General features: G+C 73.1%; 16 protein-coding genes. 9 read left to right on the top strand and 7 right to left on the bottom strand.

Annotated elements, in window-relative coordinates; genetic code table 11:
• Window positions 1-30: 30 nt before the first annotated feature.
• A complete protein-coding gene (locus tag ABT324_RS14560; protein WP_351176320.1) occupies window positions 31-2,892 on the bottom strand; it encodes an FAD-binding and (Fe-S)-binding domain-containing protein in 2,862 nt (953 codons plus the stop codon).
• A gap of 184 nt (window positions 2,893-3,076) precedes the next feature.
• Here ABT324_RS14560 and fabG point away from each other — a divergent pair, with 184 nt between their 5' ends.
• From fabG to ABT324_RS14545, 3 genes are all read left to right on the top strand, one after another.
• A complete protein-coding gene (fabG, locus tag ABT324_RS14555) occupies window positions 3,077-3,781 on the top strand; it encodes a 3-oxoacyl-ACP reductase FabG (RefSeq protein WP_351176318.1) in 705 nt (234 codons plus the stop codon).
• A 122-nt stretch (window positions 3,782-3,903) separates the two neighbouring features.
• Window positions 3,904-4,674: an enoyl-ACP reductase FabI gene (gene fabI, locus ABT324_RS14550; RefSeq protein WP_351176316.1), complete on the top strand. Its 771-nt coding sequence runs from the start codon at window positions 3,904-3,906 to the stop codon at window positions 4,672-4,674.
• A 69-nt stretch (window positions 4,675-4,743) separates the two neighbouring features.
• On the top strand, window positions 4,744-5,766 hold the full coding sequence (locus tag ABT324_RS14545) for a ferrochelatase (protein ID WP_351176315.1): 1,023 nt from the start codon (window positions 4,744-4,746) through the stop codon (window positions 5,764-5,766).
• A 224-nt stretch (window positions 5,767-5,990) separates the two neighbouring features.
• Here ABT324_RS14545 and ABT324_RS14540 read toward each other — a convergent pair whose 3' ends face one another.
• From ABT324_RS14540 to ABT324_RS14530, 3 genes are all read right to left on the bottom strand, one after another.
• Window positions 5,991-6,596 carry a dioxygenase family protein gene (locus ABT324_RS14540; RefSeq protein WP_351176313.1) on the bottom strand — a complete coding sequence of 202 codons (606 nt, stop codon included), beginning with the start codon at window positions 6,594-6,596 and terminating at the stop codon, window positions 5,991-5,993.
• A 135-nt stretch (window positions 6,597-6,731) separates the two neighbouring features.
• Window positions 6,732-8,606, bottom strand: coding sequence for an ATP-binding protein (locus ABT324_RS14535; protein WP_351176311.1), 1,875 nt, complete (start codon window positions 8,604-8,606; stop codon window positions 6,732-6,734).
• Window positions 8,596-9,294, bottom strand: coding sequence for a response regulator (locus ABT324_RS14530; RefSeq protein ID WP_351176309.1), 699 nt, complete (start codon window positions 9,292-9,294; stop codon window positions 8,596-8,598). The genes ABT324_RS14535 and ABT324_RS14530 overlap by 11 nt, the downstream gene beginning before the upstream one ends.
• A gap of 192 nt (window positions 9,295-9,486) precedes the next feature.
• On the opposite strand from ABT324_RS14530, the gene ABT324_RS14525 reads away from it, so the two are divergent.
• Both ABT324_RS14525 and ABT324_RS14520 read left to right on the top strand, forming a co-directional pair.
• Entirely contained in the window at window positions 9,487-9,903 is a 417-nt protein-coding gene (locus ABT324_RS14525; protein ID WP_351176307.1) for a hypothetical protein, read from the top strand.
• Window positions 9,904-9,913: 10 nt separating this feature from the next.
• Window positions 9,914-10,549, top strand: coding sequence for a class F sortase (locus ABT324_RS14520; protein ID WP_351176306.1), 636 nt, complete (start codon window positions 9,914-9,916; stop codon window positions 10,547-10,549).
• A 3-nt stretch (window positions 10,550-10,552) separates the two neighbouring features.
• Here the strand turns inward: ABT324_RS14520 and ABT324_RS14515 are convergent, their stop codons facing one another.
• A complete protein-coding gene (locus ABT324_RS14515) occupies window positions 10,553-11,377 on the bottom strand; it encodes a UbiA family prenyltransferase (protein ID WP_351176304.1) in 825 nt (274 codons plus the stop codon).
• Window positions 11,378-11,404: 27 nt separating this feature from the next.
• Here ABT324_RS14515 and ABT324_RS14510 point away from each other — a divergent pair, with 27 nt between their 5' ends.
• The 4 genes from ABT324_RS14510 to ABT324_RS14495 are packed head-to-tail and all read left to right on the top strand — an operon-like array spanning window position 11,405 to window position 15,047.
• Window positions 11,405-12,124 carry a methyltransferase domain-containing protein gene (locus ABT324_RS14510; RefSeq protein WP_351176302.1) on the top strand — a complete coding sequence of 240 codons (720 nt, stop codon included), beginning with the start codon at window positions 11,405-11,407 and terminating at the stop codon, window positions 12,122-12,124.
• A gap of 6 nt (window positions 12,125-12,130) precedes the next feature.
• Window positions 12,131-13,309: an acyl-CoA dehydrogenase family protein gene (locus tag ABT324_RS14505; protein ID WP_351176300.1), complete on the top strand. Its 1,179-nt coding sequence runs from the start codon at window positions 12,131-12,133 to the stop codon at window positions 13,307-13,309.
• A complete protein-coding gene (locus tag ABT324_RS14500; RefSeq protein WP_351176537.1) occupies window positions 13,303-14,343 on the top strand; it encodes a type III polyketide synthase in 1,041 nt (346 codons plus the stop codon). Before ABT324_RS14505 ends, ABT324_RS14500 begins: the two co-directional genes overlap by 7 nt.
• The gene (locus ABT324_RS14495) at window positions 14,340-15,047 is read left to right on the top strand and encodes a YqjF family protein (protein WP_351176298.1); all 708 of its coding nucleotides are present in this window, start codon (window positions 14,340-14,342) and stop codon (window positions 15,045-15,047) included. Before ABT324_RS14500 ends, ABT324_RS14495 begins: the two co-directional genes overlap by 4 nt.
• Before the next feature lie 61 nt (window positions 15,048-15,108).
• On the opposite strand, the gene ABT324_RS14490 is transcribed toward ABT324_RS14495, so the two are convergent.
• Entirely contained in the window at window positions 15,109-15,630 is a 522-nt protein-coding gene (locus ABT324_RS14490; RefSeq protein WP_351176296.1) for a lytic polysaccharide monooxygenase auxiliary activity family 9 protein, read from the bottom strand.
• 421 nt (window positions 15,631-16,051) lie between these two features.
• Window positions 16,052-16,327, bottom strand: a 276-nt coding sequence (locus tag ABT324_RS14485; protein WP_351176294.1) for a helix-turn-helix transcriptional regulator, incomplete at its 5' end; no start/stop codon positions are given.

Below are 16,327 nucleotides of genomic sequence, written 5' to 3'. Positions count from 1 at the left end.
CCGGCATTCCGTCGGCGGTTGTCGGTTCGCTCACCGCCGGGTCCGGTCGAGGGTACGGGCGACCAGCGTGGCCAGGTGGAGGGGTTCGATCCCGGCGGTCTGGCGCAGCTGGGTGCGGCAGCTGAAGCCGTCGGCGATGACGTCGGTGCCGGGTTCGGCGGCGCGCACGGCCGGGAGCAGGCCCTGCTCGGCGCAGGCGATCGAGACCTCGTGATGGCCGCGCTCGAAGCCGAAGTTGCCCGCGAGCCCGCAGCACCCGGCGTCGAGCACCCGGGCGTTGGTACCGGTGGCGTCCAACGTGGCCTGGTCGGCGGTGAACCCGAGGTCGGCGTGCTGGTGGCAGTGGACCTGCACCAGCGCCTGGCGGTCGTGGGCGGGTTGCTGCCACTGGTCGCGGGTCGGTTCCACCCACTCCGCGAAGGTGCGGGTCGCCGCGGCCAGGGCGGCGACGTCGAGGTCGTCCGGGGCGAGCTCCAGCGCGTCGTGGCGCAGGAACGCGGTGCAGCTGGGTTCCAGGCCGACCACCGGCAGGCCCCGGTCCAGCAGCGGGCGTAGCGCGCGGGCGGTGCGGCGGACCACGCGGCGGGCGGTGCCGAGCTGGCCGGTGGAGTGCCAGGTCAGCCCGCAGCAGAGCGGTTGGCGGGGGATGTGCACGGCCTGGCCGAGGGCTTCGAGCGCGGCGACGGCGTCGCGGCCGATGTGCGGGTCGAAGTGGTTGGTGAAGGTGTCGGGGAAGAGCACCACCTGCGCGGTGGAGTCGTCGCGCTGGGCGCGCCCGGACCACCACGCCTGTAGTGCCTGCGGGGCGAGCTGGGGCACCGCCCGGCGCTGGTCGATCCCGCCGAGCCGCTTGAGCGCCGGTGCCAGCGGTCCGGACAGCACCCGGTTGACCAGCTGCGGGGCGTGCTGCCCGAGCTTGAGCCACAGCGGGAGGAAGCCCATCGAGTAGTGCGCGGCCGGGCGCAGCCGGTGCCGGTAGTGCTGGTGCAGGAACTCCGCCTTGTAGCTGGCCATGTCGACGTCGACCGGGCAGTCGGACTTGCAGCCCTTGCAGGACAGGCACAGGTCCAGTGCCTCGCGGACCTCCGGGGAGCGCCAGCCACCCCGGATGACGCGCCCGGCCAGCATCTCGAACAGTAGGTGGGCCCGGCCCCGGGTGGAGTGCTGCTCCTCGCGGGTCACCCGGTAGCTCGGGCACATCACCCCACCCGTGGTGTTCAGGCACTTGCCCATGCCGACGCAGCGGCGGGTCGCGGCGGCCAGGTCGCCGGAGTCGGCGTGCAGCGCCAGCGCCGTGCGCGTCGGGATTCGCGCGGGGGCGACCAGCGGGCGCACGTCGGCGTCGACCGGTCGCGGGTGGACGATCTGCCCGGGGTTGAGCAGCTCGTGCGGGTCGAAGGCCGCCTTGAACCGCTCGAACGCCCGGATCACCTCCGGCGGGTACATCCGGCTCAGCAGCGCGGAACGGGCTTGGCCGTCGCCGTGCTCACCGGAGACCGAGCCGCCGTGCGCCACCACCAGGTCCGCCGCGGCCTCCAGGAACGAGCGGTACTCCGCGGTGCCGGGGCGGGACAGCAGGTCGAAGTCGATGCGGACGTGGATGCACCCGTCGCCGTAGTGGCCGTAAGTCACGCCGCGGCGGCCGAACCGGGCCAGCAGAGCGTCGAACTCCCGCAGGTAGGAGCCCAGCTGCTCGGGCGGGACGGCGGCGTCCTCCCAGCCCGACCAGCGCTCCGACCCGGCCATCCGGGTCGAGTAGCCGGAACCCTCCTCGCGGATCTTCCACAGCGCGGCGAGCCGCGCCGGATCGGTGTGCACGACGCTCTCGGCGCGCTCACCCATCGCCCGGATGATGGCCTCGGCCGCGGCTTCGGCCTCGCCGCGGTCCGCGCCGCCGCTCTCCACCAGCAGCCAGCTGCGCCCGCCGGGCAGCAGCGGCAGCGCGGGGGAGGCGGGGTTGCGCAGCCGCACCACGTCGACCAGTTCGGCGCTGAGCCCCTCGATGGCCAGCGCTCCCAACCCGCGCAGTCGGGGCACTTCGTCGGCGGCGGCGTAGGTGTCGGGGAACCCGAGCACGGTCAGGGCCCGCGCCGGGGGCGAGGGGACCAGCTCGACGGTCGCGCCCAGCACCACCGCGCAGCTGCCCTCGGTGCCGACCAGCGCTCGTGCCAGATGGAAGCCGTTCTCCGGGAGCAGCTGGTCGAGGTTGTAACCCGAGACCCGGCGCGCGAGGTCGGGGAAGGTGCGGCGGACCAGGTCGGCCACGTCGTCGCGCAGCGCCCGCAGGTCCTGGTGCAGGCGCCCGACGCGGTCGCCGCGCGCGCACAGCTCGGCCAGCTGCTCGGGTGGGGTCGCGCCGACCTCGAGCCGGGTCCCGTCGGAGAGCAGCACGTCCAGCGAGTGCACGTTGTCGACGGTCTTGCCCCAGGCCACCGAGTGCGTCCCGCAGGAGTTGTTGCCGATCATCCCGCCGAGCGTGCAGCGGCTGTGCGTGGAGGGGTCGGGGCCGAAGGTCAGCCCGTGCCCGGCCACCGCGGAGCGCAGCGAGTCCAGCACCACCCCGGGCTGCACGCGGGCCAGCCGCCGCTCGGGGTCGATGTCGACGATCCGGTTCAGGTGGCGGGCGAAGTCCAGGACGAGCCCGGTGCCGATCGCGTTGCCCGCGATGCTGGTGCCCGCGCCGCGCGTGGTGATCGGCACCCCGTGGCGCCGCGCGATGTCGACGGTGGCGGCCACGTCGTCCTCGTCGCGCGGGAAGACCACCCCGGTCGGCACCTGGCGGTAGTTGGAGGCGTCGGTCGAGTAGAGCGCGCGGGTGCCGGGGTCGAACCGCGCCGGTCCGGACAGCGCGGCGCGCAGCTCGGTGACGAGGTCAGCGGGCGGATGGTGCATCGGAGCGCCTCCCGGATCGGTGGGGGTGATCGGCCGCACAGCGCAGTCTGCCCGCCATCGGCGCTGTAGGCGCACCACGACACGGTGCCCCGATTTCTGTATGGAGGCGACGAGCGGTGGTCAACATCGAACGGATAATGTCGCGGCTGAACCGAAGCGGCACCACCTTGAGGGGAGATCCACAGTGGCACGGTCCGTACTGGTGACCGGCGGCAACCGCGGCATCGGATTGGCCATCGCGAAGGCCTTCCAGGCCGCCGGGGACAAGGTCGCGGTCACGCACCGCGGATCGGGCGCACCGGACGGGTTGCTCGGGGTGCAGTGCGACGTCACCGACCCGGAGCAGGTCGCGGCGGCCTTCGACGAGGTCGAGGCCGCGCACGGCCGGGTCGAGGTGCTGGTGGCCAACGCCGGCATCACCGACGACACTCTGCTGCTGCGGATGAGCGAGGAGCAGTTCGGCCGGGTCATCGACGCGAACCTGGCCGGGTCCTACCGGGTGGCCAAGCGCGCGGCCAGCAGCATGCTGCGCAACCGCCGGGGCCGGATGATCTTCATCTCGTCGGTGGTCGGGCTCTCCGGCGGTGCCGGGCAGGCCAACTACGCGGCGAGCAAGGCGGGCCTGGTCGGTCTGGCCCGCTCGATCGCCCGCGAGCTGGGCTCGCGCAGCATCACCGCGAACGTGGTCGCCCCCGGTTTCGTCACCACGGACATGACCGACGCGCTGTCCGAGGAGCGCAAGAAGGAGATCTTCGGGCAGATCCCGCTGTCCCGGTTCGCCGCCCCGGAGGAGGTCGCGGGCACCGTGCAGTGGCTGGCCTCCGATGCGGCCGCCTACATCACCGGCGCGGTGATCCCGGTCGACGGCGGCCTCGGGATGGGCCACTGAGCACGACCTGTCCCAGCGCCCGCCCCTCGCGGCGGGCCGGGCAGCTGAGCGGACGCGCCGCTCCCAGGAACAAGACCAGGCAGCTCGGCACCTGGTGGAGAAAGCAAGCGGAGGATTTTCACGTGAGCGGTTTGCTCGAAGGCAAGCGGATCCTGATCACCGGCGTGATCACCGACGCGTCGATCGCGTTCCACGCCGCCAAGGTCGCCCAGGAGCAGGGTGCCGAGGTGGTGCTCACCGGGTTCGGCCGGATGAGCCTGGTCGAGCGCATCGCCAACCGGCTGCCCAAGCCCGCGCCGGTGATCGAGCTCGACGTGACCAACACCGAGCACCTGGACAGCCTGGCCGAGCGGGTCCGCGAGCACGTCGACGGCCTCGACGGCGTGCTGCACTCCATCGGCTTCGCCCCGGGGTCGTGCCTGGGCGGCGGCTTCCTGGACGCGCCGTGGGAGGACGTGTCCACCGCGCTGGAGGTCTCGGCGTTCTCGATGAAGTCGCTGGCCACCGCGACGCTGCCGCTGCTGGGCGAGGGTGCCTCGATCGTCGGGATGGACTTCGACGCGCGCGTCGCGTGGCCGTCCTACGACTGGATGGGCGTGGCGAAGGCGGCCCTGGAGTCCACCACCCGCTACCTGGCGCGCGAACTCGGTCCGAAGGGCGTCCGGGTCAACCTGGTCGCGGCCGGTCCGGTGCGGACCATGGCGGCCAAGTCGATCCCGGGCTTCACCGACCTGGTGGAGGCCGGGTGGAGCGACCGATCGCCGTTGCCCTGGGACGTCGACGACCCGACTCCGGTGGCCAAGTCGATCTGCGCGGTGCTGTCGGACTGGCTGCCCAAGACCACCGGTTCGATGATCATGGTCGACGGTGGCGTGCACGCGCTGGGCGTCTGAGGTGTGGTCCCGCGCGCAGCCGGTGGCCCCGGCTGCGCGTGACCGGGCAGGCGCAGCCATCATGGACCGGTGAGCTTTGACGCGTTGCTGTTCCTGTCGTTCGGAGGACCGGAGGGACCGGAGGAGGTCCGGCCGTTCCTGGAGAACGTGACCAGAGGCAGGGGAGTTCCGCCGGAACGCCTCGACGAGGTCGCCGAGCACTACCACCACTTCGGCGGGGTGTCGCCGATCAACCGGCTCAACCACGAGATCATCGCCGCGCTGGAGGCCGAGCTGGCCGCGCAGGGCCGTGAGCTGCCGGTCTACTTCGGCAACCGCAACTGGCACCCGATGGTGGAGGACACCGTCGGGAAGATGGCCGACGACGGGGTGCGCCGCGCACTGGTGTTCGCCACCTCGGCGTGGGGCGGGTACTCGGGCTGCAAGCAGTACCACGAGGACATCGCCCGGGCCCGCGAAGCGGTCGGTGAGCGGGCGCCGGAACTGGTGAAGCTGCGGCAGTTCTTCGACCACCCGCTGTTCGTCGAGGCGAACGCGGACGCGGTGCGCCGGGCGTTCGAGGAGCTGGACCCGGCGCAGCGGGAGCAGGCGCGGCTGGTGTTCACCGCGCACTCCGTGCCGCTGCGGGCCGACGACCAGCCGGGCCCGGACGGCCAGCCGCGTTGGTACTCCCGCCAGGTCGCCGAAGCCGCCCGGTTGGTGGCCGAGGCGGTCGGCGTGGACGGCTACGACGTGGTGTGGCAGTCCCGTTCCGGGCCGCCGCAGGTGCCGTGGTTGGAGCCGGACGTCTGCGACCACCTGGAGGACCTGCACGGCAAGGGCGTCCAGGCGGTGGTGGTCAGCCCGATCGGCTTCGTCTCCGACCACCTCGAGGTTATCTGGGACCTGGACAACGAGGCCAAGGACAAGGCCGCGGAGCTGGGCATGGGCTTCGCCCGCGCGGGCACCGCCGGGCCGGACCCGCGGTTCGCGAAGCTGATCGTGGAACTGGTCGCCGAGCACACCGACGGTGCGAGGCCCCGCAAGCTCTCGGAGCTCCCGGCGGCGGGTTGCACCGCCAACGGGGAGCCCTGCGCCCCCGGCTGCTGCTGACAGCGGTCCACGCGCGCCGAGGCCCTCGTCCGTCCGAACAGGACAGACGAGGGCTTCGCGCTGCTGCGGGAACTCACGTCACGAGCGGGCGGCTGCGAGCGCGCGGGGGCACCCCCGACCGGGGAACGGATCGGGGGTGCCTGGCGACGCCACGTCCTTGGCTCAGCGCGACTGGCGGGTGCGGACAGTCCGCTGCCGGGGTGGCGATCCCGGTTCGCCCTCGGTCACGGCAGGTCGAGGACGAAGTCGAACGTGGCGTTGGAACCCTGGACGTCCATCAGCAGCGCGGGGTCGAAGATCGCGTCCCAGTCGTTGCCGGGCTCGCCCGGGAAGTACAGCTGGGTGGTCAGGATCGGCTGGTTCGGGGCCTGGAGCTTGACGTGGACGTGCCGGGTGCGGCCCGGGTAGAGGCCGGGCACGATCGTGTCGAGCTGGAAGCGGCCGTCGGCGGAGGTGAACTGGTGGCCGCGCCCGCGGTAGCCGATGTTGTCGTAGTTGCCAGCGTTGTCGGCCTGCCAGAAGTCCAGCAGGACCCGGTCCAGCGGGGTGCACGAGCGGCTGTAGACGACGCCGGTGATGGTCAGCGCCGTGCCGGGCATGTCACCGCGCAGGTCGCTGCGCTCCGGTGAGTTCGGCTTGAAGTACGGGCCCTCCATCTGCGGGGGCGTCGGGTCGTCCCCGTCGTCGCACATCGGGGTGGGGGTCAGCGGTCCGGCGGCGGCGCGGGGTGCGCGCACCACCTCGCTGGCGACCGCGGGGAGGGTGACCGCGGTGGCCAGGCCGGCTTTGAGGAACGTGGCTCGACGGATCCGCCGTTCTTCCTCGGTCATGAGCGAGCCGCCTTTCGGGAACAGCACGAAAATGGTGTGAACCATTTCACTCCGAGCGGCCCGACGCGGCGACAGCGAAAAGTTGGTACAGCTGTAGACGAAAAGTGCTATGCGGCACCAGCTGCGCCCTTCGGGCTAGTCCCCGTTGCTCCGCTCGGCGAAGTCCACTATGGACATCATCGCCGGGAGGTGGATGGTGAACGTGGTGCCGACGCCCACCGTGCTGCGCACCTCGATGCTACCGCCGTGCACGTCCACCAGGTGGTGCGTGATCGCCAGGCCCAGCCCGCTGCCACCACCGTGCCTGCCGCGCGACTTCTCCGCGCGCCAGAAGCGGTCGAAGACGTGCGGCAGCGCCCTGGCGTCGATGCCGACCCCGGTGTCGCTGACGTCGATGAGCACCTCGTCGGCCACCCGTCGCCCCCACAGCACCACGCGCCCGCCCGCAGGCGTGTAGCGCAGCGCGTTGGACACCAGGTTGCCCAGCGCCTGGCGCAGCCGGGTGGGGTCGGCGGCCAGGTCCGGATCACCCTCGACGGTGGCGACCAGCTCGACACCACCCGCCTCGGCGCGGCCGCGGTGCGCGGCGGCGACGTGCTCCAGCAGCGCGCCGAGGTGCACCGGCTCGGGGTAGACACGCAGCTTCCCGGCGTCGGCGAGGGCGAGGTCCTGCAGGTCGTCGACGAGGTGCTGCAGCAGCAGGGTTTCCTCCAGCAGCGAGGACACCAGCGGCTGGTCCAGGGTGGCCACCCCGTCCTGCGCCGCCTCCAGCCAGCCGCGCACGTTCACCAGCGGGGTGCGCAGCTCGTGCGCGACGTCGCTGACCATCGTCTTGCGCTGCTGCTCGGTGCGCTCGACCTGCTCGGACATCGCGTTGAACGCCGCGGCCAGCTCGCCGATCTCGCCGCGCGCGCGGGTGCGCACCCGCGCGGAGCGGTCCCCACCGCCCATCCGCCGGGCCGCCGCGGTGATCGCGTGGATCGGGCGGACCAGTCGGCTGGCGGCCAGCGCGGTCAGGCCGACGGTGAGCACCAGCACCATTAGCGCCGTCCAGGCGATCCGCCAGATGCCCACAGTGGACAGATCGGTGGTCGCCTGGTCGCCGCCCGCCCTGGTGATGAACAGCTGCGCGGCAGGCGAGACGTGCGCGCCGAGCTGCTCGCGGCGTGCGGCGTCCACGCACCGCTGGTCCTCCGGCGCGGCGCGCAACCCGTTCGGCCAGGTGGTCTCGGCGGCTTCGACGGGCAGCGGGTCCGCGCCCTGCCTGGCCAGGCAGGCGTTGGCCAGCTCCAGCAGCTCGGTGTTGGCCGCGCGCTCGGTCTCGGTGGTCGCCGGTGGTGCCGCGCAGGACTCCAGCGGCGGGGACGCGGGGACCGACGTCTCCGGCGTCTGGGACTGGGCGGGTTCCGCCCTCGGTCGGTCGGGGTCCTCGGTCGGCCGTGCCCGCTTGCGCTCCTCGTCCTGCTGCGGTTCGACGACCTCGACCGTCGAGCGGCCGTTGGGCAGCTCGACGATCCGGCCGTCCGCGCCGCTGCGCCGGACGCAGGAGAGCTGGCGCTCCGCTTCGGCGGCCAGCTTCGCGCGCTCGGCGGTGGTCAGCTGGTAAGGACCGACGGCTCGCGGGTCGATCGCGTCCCCGGGCTTGAGCACCGGGTCGACGGCGAGCGGGTCGACCACGGCCGACGGCGTCCGCGGCAGCGGCGTGTCCCGCGGGTCGCCGGAGTCGGCGATCAGCGCCCGGGCCGGGGTGGTCAGCGTGATGCGTCGACCGGTGCGCCCGGACAGCTCGGTCACCACGTCCTGCACGCCGGACCACTGCGGGTGGCTGGCGGCGTAACCGAGCAGCGCGTCGTAGATCTTGGCGTCGGTGGCCAGGCTCTCGCCGATCTCCTGGTTGATCGCCCCGCTGGTGCTTTGCGCGGCCAGCCACGCGGTCGCCCCGATCGAGCACCCGGCCACCACCACCGACATGGCCAGCAGCCGCGCCAGCAGGCTGTGCCTACGCGCCATCGGGGCAGTCCTGCAGCTTGTAGCCGACGCCGTAGACGGTGAGCAGCCGGACCGGTCGGCGCGGATCCGGTTCGAGCTTGCGGCGAAGGTTCATCACGTGCACGTCCACTGTGCGCTCGGTGATGAACTTGTCCATCCCGAACGCCTGGCTGAGCAGTTGCCCGCGGGTGAAGGCCCGCCCGGGTTCGGCGGCCAGCACTGCCAGCACCCGGAACTCCGCGGGTGTGCAGTCCAGCGCGGTGCCGCCCAGCGTGACCTCGTGCCGCTGCTGGTCGACCACCAGGTCACCGACGCGCAGCGGCTGGTGGCCGCGGTCCTGCACGCGCCGCACCCGCCGCAGGATCGCGCGCACCCGCGCGGCGAGCTGGCGCGGGCTGTAGGGCTTGGTGATGTAGTCGTCGGCCCCGAGGTCCAGGCCGAGCAGCACGTCGTCCTCGGTGGTCCGCGCGGTCAGCAGCACGATCGGCACGTCGGACTCGGCGCGCAGGACCCGGCAGACGTCCAGTCCGTCCACCTTGGGCATCATCACGTCGAGCACGACCAGGTCCGGCTTGCGCCGCCGCGCCTCGTCGATCGCCGCCCGCCCGTCGGCGACCACCACCACCCGGTGGTCGTCGCGCTCCAGGTACCGCCGGATGAGTTCGGCCTGCTTCGGGTCGTCCTCGGCGACCAGCACGTGTGCGCTCACGCGGCGCATTATCGCCCCCGCCGGTGCGCGGCGGTGCGCCGGACAGCGCATCTGAACAGGTTCTTCACAACTGGCGCTGCGGTGCGCAAATCCAAACAGGTTCTTCACACCTGCTGCACCGGATCTTGAAAAGCGCTCCGCATGCTGGTCCTCGTCCGGAACTCCCGGACCGCAAGGACGAGAGGACGCAACATGAAGCTTGGGCGTACCGTCGCCGCGGCCGCGCTGCTCGGGGCCACCGCGCTGCCGCTGACCGCCGCGGTCGGCTGGGCCGACGAGCCGCAGGCCGTCCCGGCGGGCGACGAGCAGGTGAAGTACCCGGCCCCGGCGGCCGAGCAGCAGGTGCCGGCGCCGGAGGAGAGCCGACCGGCCGAGCCGCCGCGGGCGGAGCAGAGCCGACCGGTCGAGCCGCCGCGGGCGGAGCCGGTCTCGCCGGAGCGGGAGAAGCTGTCCCAGGTCACCGAGCGCCCGGTCGGCGCGCCGGAAACCGGTGGTGGCCCGGAGGAGTCCGGGTTCGGCGCCGCGGCGTTCGGCGGGGCGGCCGCGCTGGCAGTGGCCGGTGGCGGTGCTGCGGTCGTGCTGCGCCGTCGGCGTGCGGGCGCGAACTGAGGCGTCCGGGATGAACGTGCCCTCCCGCGCACGGGGGAGCCGGGGCGGTCGCGCGACCGCCCCGGCCCTCGCGGTAGCCGCGCTGTCCCTGGTGCTGTCGGGGTGTTCGGCGGCGGACCGGCCCCTGGACCTCGGCGCCACCACCACACCCCAGCAGGTGCAGGCCTCGACCGCGCTGGCGCCCTCGCCGCCGACGTGGATCGAGGTCCCCCGGATAGCCGCGCGGTCTTCGCTGGTCCCGCTGGGGCTCAACCCCGACCGCACGATCGAGACCCCGTCGGTGCACGAACCGATGCAGGCCGGGTGGTACCAGTACAGCCCGACGCCCGGCGCGGTCGGGCCCGCCGTGGTGCTCGGGCACGTCAACGGCGACGGCCAGGACGGCATCTTCGCGCGGCTGCGGGAGCTGCGCCCGGGTGACGAGGTCCTGATCGGCCGCCAGGACGGCCAGGTCGCCCGGTTCGTGGTGCACCGCATGGCGCAGGAGCCGAAGACCGGCTTCCCGGCCGACGAGGTCTACGGCGACACCGCCGACCCGCAGCTGCGGCTGATCACCTGCGGCGGGTCGTTCGACGCGACCGCGCGCAGCTACCGGGACAACATCATCGCCTTCGCCACCTTCACCGGAACCGTCCCGAGCGGCTAGCGCTCAACTCGGCGGCACCCCGTTGCCCAGCAGGACGACCACGTCGAGCAGCGCGACCAGCAGCACGGCGTGGAAAGCGGCCCGGGAACCAGGGCGGCGGCCCAGCACGAGCCCCGTGCCGAGCAGCACCACCGCCAGCGCGAGCAGCAGCAGCCCAGCGGGGGAGGCACCCACCGGACCCAGCGCGAGCAGTGCAGCGGTGGCCAGGACCAGGACCGCCGCGATCGCAGTGCTCCGCACCGCGCCGAGCCGGTGCGGCAGGCCACGCACACCGGTGGCGGCGTCGTCGGCGATGTCGGGCAGCACGTTGACGAAGTGCGCCGCGGAGCCCAGCAGCGCTGCGGCCAGCACCAACCACGGCGGCGGCGCCACGGCAGAGGCCAGTGCCACGAACGCCGGCAGCAGTCCGAAGGAGACGGTGTAAGGCAGCGCCGAGAACACCGTCGACTTCAGCCCGAGGTCGTACGCCCAGGCCGACACCAGCGCGACCAGGTGCGCCGCCGTCGCCGCCACACCGAACGGCAGCGACAGCAGGACTGCGACCGGCGCCGAGGCGGCGACCGCGACGAGCACCGCCCGCCGGGACACCGCGCCGGTCGCCACCGGCTTGCCAGCCCGCCCCACCCGAGCATCGCGGTCGGCGTCGACCAGGTCGTTGAGCCAACCGACGGACAACTGCCCGGACAGCACCGCGGCCACCACCCCGAGCATTCCGAGCGCTCCGCTGCCCACCGCTGCGGCCAGTCCGGCTGTCATCGCGGTGACCGCCAGCGCGGGGACGGGGTGCGCGGCGCGCAGCAGCGCCGAGGCGGTTGCGAAGTGCCGCACCCGGCCGAGTGTGCCAGCCTTGAGCGCATGGCACGCGGCGGGACACGGACCGCGCTGCGCGACAACCCGCAGCTCTACGAGACCTACGCGGATCAGTGGTGGCAGCCGCGGGGCGTCTTCGCGATGCTGCACTGGCTCGCCGCCGCCCGCGCAGCACTCGTGCCCACCGCTCCGCGGACGGACGCCGTCCTGGTCGACCTGGGGTGCGGGGCAGGTCTGCTGGCACCGCACGTGGTGGACAAGGGTTACCAGCACATCGGCGTGGACCGGTCGGAGAGCGCGTTGCGCCAAGCCGCTGCGCACGGCGTGCTCCCGCTGGTCGGGGACGTGCAGGCGGTTCCGCTCGCGGCGGACAGCGCGGATTGCGTTGTGGCGGGGCAGGTTTTGGAGCACGTGGCGGACCTGCGGGCCGCGGTCGCCGAAGCCTGCCGGATCCTGCGGCCCGGCGGTCTGCTCGTGCTGGACACGCTGGCCGCTACCGCGCTGTGCCGGGTGCTGGCCATCGGTGTCGCCGAGCGGCTGCCCGGCATCGCGCCGCGTGGCGCGCACGACCCCGCCCTGCTGGTCGACCGCGGGGTGCTGGCCGGTGCGGCGGCCCGGCACGGTGTCGACCTGGCACTGCGGGGGCTGCGGCCGTCGCTGCGGGACCTGGCGGCGTGGACGGCCGGACGGCGCAACGCCGTCCGCATGGTCCCGACGCGCGCCACCGCCGTGCTGTTCCAGGCCATCGGGTGGAAGAAGGGGTGAGAGCCGGTGTCGCTGTCAGCTGCGTCCGCGCAGGAGGTGGTGCGCGACCTCGTTCCGCGCATCGCCGCGCGAGCCGAGCACTACGACGCCGGGGGCACCTTCCCCGCCGAGGACTTCACCGACCTGCGCGACCGGGGGCTGCTCGGGCTCATGGTTCCCCGGGACCTGGGCGGTTTGGGTGCTTCGTTCGCCGACTACGCGGCGGTGGCGACCGAACTGGCCACCGGGGCAGGTGCCACCGCGCTGATCTTCAACATGCACGCCTCGGTGACCGGAGCTCTCGCGAACACGCCCGATGACCTGCTCCACCAGCTCGGTGCGCCGGAGAGCTGCTTCGACGCGCGGGACCGGATGCTGTCCGACGCCGCCGACGGGGCGCTGTACGCGGTGGCGATGAGCGAGCGCGGCAGCGGATCCCGGCTGTCGCGCACCACCACCGGGTACCGCCGCGGGGACCGAGGGTTCCGCATCACCGGGCGCAAGGCGTTCGTCTCCGGCGCCGGGCACGCCGACGCCTACCTGGTCACCGCCAAGGACGTCGACGGCACCGAACCCCAGGTGTCGTACTTCCTGGTCCCGGCGGGGGAGGGCGTCCAGGTCGAGCCGACCTGGGATTCGCTGGGCATGCGCGCCACCGGCAGCCACGACGTGCACTTCGACGTCGCCGTCGGTCCGGAGGCGCTGCTCGGTGGCTTGGAGGGCCTGACGTTGCTGGTCGCGCAGGTGATGCCGCAGTGGCTGGTCGCGTCCTACGCCGCGGTGTACGTCGGAGTCGCCCGCTCGGCGCTGCGCGTGGGCAGCGCGCACCTGCGCGAGCGCGGGCTGCACGGCCTCCCGGCGGTGCGCAACCGGATGGGGCGAGCTGACGCCGCGGTGGCGGCGGCCGAAGCAGTCGTGCGGGAAGCCGCGCGGCGGGTGGCGCTGGAACCCGGCGAGCCGGAGACGAACCGCTGGGTGTGGCGGGCGAAGCTGGTCGCGGGCGACACCGCCGCGCAGGTGGCCTCCTCGGTGCTGGAAGCAGCGGGCACCTCCGCGACCCGGCGCGGGCACCCGCTGGAGCGCATCTACCGCGACGCCCGCTGCGGCGCGCTGCAACCGGCGACCTCCGACGTCTGCGCCGACTGGCTCGGCGTCGCCGCGCTCGGCGGCGACCCCGACCGCGACACCGAAGCACCGCGCTGGTGACCCCGGCGATCACCGGGTTCGGCTCGGCGCTGCCGGAGAGCGCCGAGCAGACCGAGCTGTGGCACGGCTTCTTCGCCGCGCACTTCGGGGGCAGCGCCTTGGCGCGCCGGCTGTTCTCGGCGGTCGGGGTGCAACGCAGGCACACCGTGGTGAACCCGGTCGAGGAGGACCTCTCCGGGTGGTCGACAGCGGCCCGGATGCGCCGCTTCGACGAACAGGCGCCGCCCCTGGGGCACCGCGCGGTGCGCGCCGCGCTGACCGCGGCCGGGCTCGACCCGCGGGAGGTCGGCCTGCTCACCGTCGCCTCCTGCACCGGCTACGGCACGCCGGGCCTGGACATCAAGCTCGCCGGTTCGCTGGGCCTGCGCCCGGACCTGCGGCGGCTGTTCGTCGGGCACATGGGCTGCTACGCGGCCCTCCCGGCGCTCGGTGGCGTGGTCGACTTCGTCGCCGCGCGCGGCCAGCCCGCCGTCCTGCTGTGCTTGGAGCTGACCTCGCTGCACATCCAGCCGCCCACCGCCGACCCGCAGCAGATCGTCTCGCACGCGCTGTTCGGCGACGCGGCGGTGGCGGTGGTGGTGCACCCGCGCGCGGCCGGGCTCGCGGTGGTCGACCTGGTGGCGTTCACCGACACCAGCGGGCTGGACCACATGACGTGGGACATCACCGACCTCGGCTTCCGGATGGGGCTCTCGCCGCAGGTGCCCGACGTGCTGGCCCGCCACCTCGGCCCGGTGGTCGGCGACCTGCTCGGCCGCAACGGGCTGGGCCTGCGCGACGTCGCGGGTTGGGCGGTGCACCCCGGCGGGCCGCGCATCCTCGACACCGTGGAGGAGACCTTGGGGCTGCCCGCGACTGCGCTGCGGGAGTCGCGGAACGTGCTGGCAGAGCACGGGAACTGCTCCTCGGCGACGTTGCTGCTGGTGCTCCGGCAGTTGACCGGCAGCGGCATGCCACCCGGAAGCCACGTGGTGGCACTGGCTTTCGGCCCGGGCTTGACGCTCTACGCCGCCCTGCTGGAGGTGAGCGGATGACCGAACCACTGACGCTCACCGCCCCGCACCGCATCCGCTGGCCCACGACCGCCCAGGTCTGGCGCGACGTGGTGTTCGCCCACTGGCCGTGCGAGCCCGCCCTGCTGCGGCCGGTGCTGCCGCGCGGCACCCGCCCCGACGTGTTCGCCGGTACCGGCTGGATCGGGCTGATCGGCCTGCGGATGAACGTCACGTCGGTGCTGGGTGCGCCGACCCCGCGGGAGTTCCGAGAGTTCAGCGAGGTCAACGTCCGGACCTACGCCGTCGACGACCGGGGCCGCCGGGGGCTGGTGTTTTTGAGCATGGAGGCGTCGAACCGCTCCTTCGTGCGGGTCGCGCGTGCCGTGGCCGGTCTGCCGTACCGGTTCGCCCAGGTCGACTGCGTGCGCAGCGGGCGCGAGATCGGCTACCGGGTGGAGCGTGGCGGGAAGGGCGTGGAACTGCGGGTGCGGCGCGGGCCGCGCACCGCCTCGGACGAGGCCGCCCGGTTCGCCACCGCGCGCTGGCGGATGTTCTGCACCTGGCACGGGCACCCCCTGCACATCCCGGTCGAGCACGAACCGTGGGCCCTGCGCAGCGCCGAACTGCTGTCCTGCGCGGACTCCGGGCTGATCGACTCGCTCGGCCTGCCGGGCCCGGACCGGCCGGTGGCGCTCACCGCGTCCAGGGTGGACGCCCGGTTCGGCGCGCCGAGCGGGTGGTGACAAGCGGCGGGCCCGCCTCCGAGATCGGAGTGCGGGCCCGCCCATCACCGGAAGTGGTCCGTCACTTGCCGCCGACGTTGACGTCGACGCAGGCGTAGAAGGCGTTGGCGGTGTCGGCGACGTTCCACACCGCCAGCACCTTCTGCGGGCCGCTGACGCCGCTGAGGTCCACGTTGTGCGACAGCTGGTTCGGCGGCTGCTTGCCACCCTCATCGAACACGGCGACCCGGTTGCCGCCGATGAAGTACTCCCAGGTGCTGGTGGCGTGGGCCGCGGTGAGAGTCCAGTTGAACGTCACCGAGTTGCCGACCGGGGTGACCTCCCAGCCCTTGCCGTCGTCGTCCAGCTCGGAGAAGGCCTCGTTGCCGCCGCTGCAGCTGGTCAGGCCCTTGGGGCCCTCGACGCTCTGCGGCTCGTACTTGATCGGGCCGCACGGGACGGTGCCCGCGGCGCACTGCGCCTGGCGGCTGGGCGGGGAGTCGATGTAGCCGTGCGCGCTGGCGGTGCTGGTCGGGATCGCCACCAGGAAGGGCGCGATCGCTGCACCGACTGCGGCGGCGGCGAACTTCGGCTTTCTGTTCATCTCTGCTCCTTCGGGGGAGACCGCGCCCAGCGACGGCGAACGTCCTGGTAGCGGCGCTGTTAAAACCTGGCCGAGGAAGGGGAGAGGGGCACTCCGACGACCGCCGGTTCACCGCGGCTTAACCGTGCGAACCGTGGTCTGGACCATAAGTGGGCGATTCAACCGGGGTCAAGGATTGCGCGTTACTCGAACATCGACGCGTTTTTCCCACGTGACTTCCCGTTTTTCCCGAGGCGGCGAAATGCGCGGCACACGCGAAGTTGCGCCTTCTGGCGGTCGTCACCGAAATGCGCGCATCCCGGCTCCGGGTGTGTGAGTGGTCGCTGACCAGCGCCAATTCGCCGCTGCGGTGGTCGTGGTCGATCCGCCGACCGGGTGTGTTCCCGTGTGATCAGGCAAGCCGGCATCCGCCATTTGCCAGTCACACTCCTGGCCGATTCCCGGTGGGCTGCTTTCCCGGCGTGTGGCCGAACGTCCGGCGGAACACCTCGATGAACGCGCTGGCCGAGGACCAGCCGGTGCGGTGGGCCACCGCGGTGACGGCCTCGCCGTCGGCCAGCAGGCGCAGGGCGTGGCACAGCCGCAGCTGGGTGCGCCACTGCGGGAAGGTCATCCGCATCTCGGCCCGGAACAGGCGGCTCAACGTACGCTCGCTGGCCCCGACCTGCGCGCCCAGCGCGGTGCCGTCGCGGTCCCG

This window comes from Saccharopolyspora sp. NPDC000359 (genome assembly GCF_040300525.1).
In the GTDB taxonomy this organism is placed as follows: Bacteria; Actinomycetota; Actinomycetes; order Mycobacteriales; family Pseudonocardiaceae; genus Saccharopolyspora.
The sequence above is the reverse complement of the archived record's forward strand: the minus strand, read 5'-3'. Positions and strand labels throughout refer to the sequence as shown.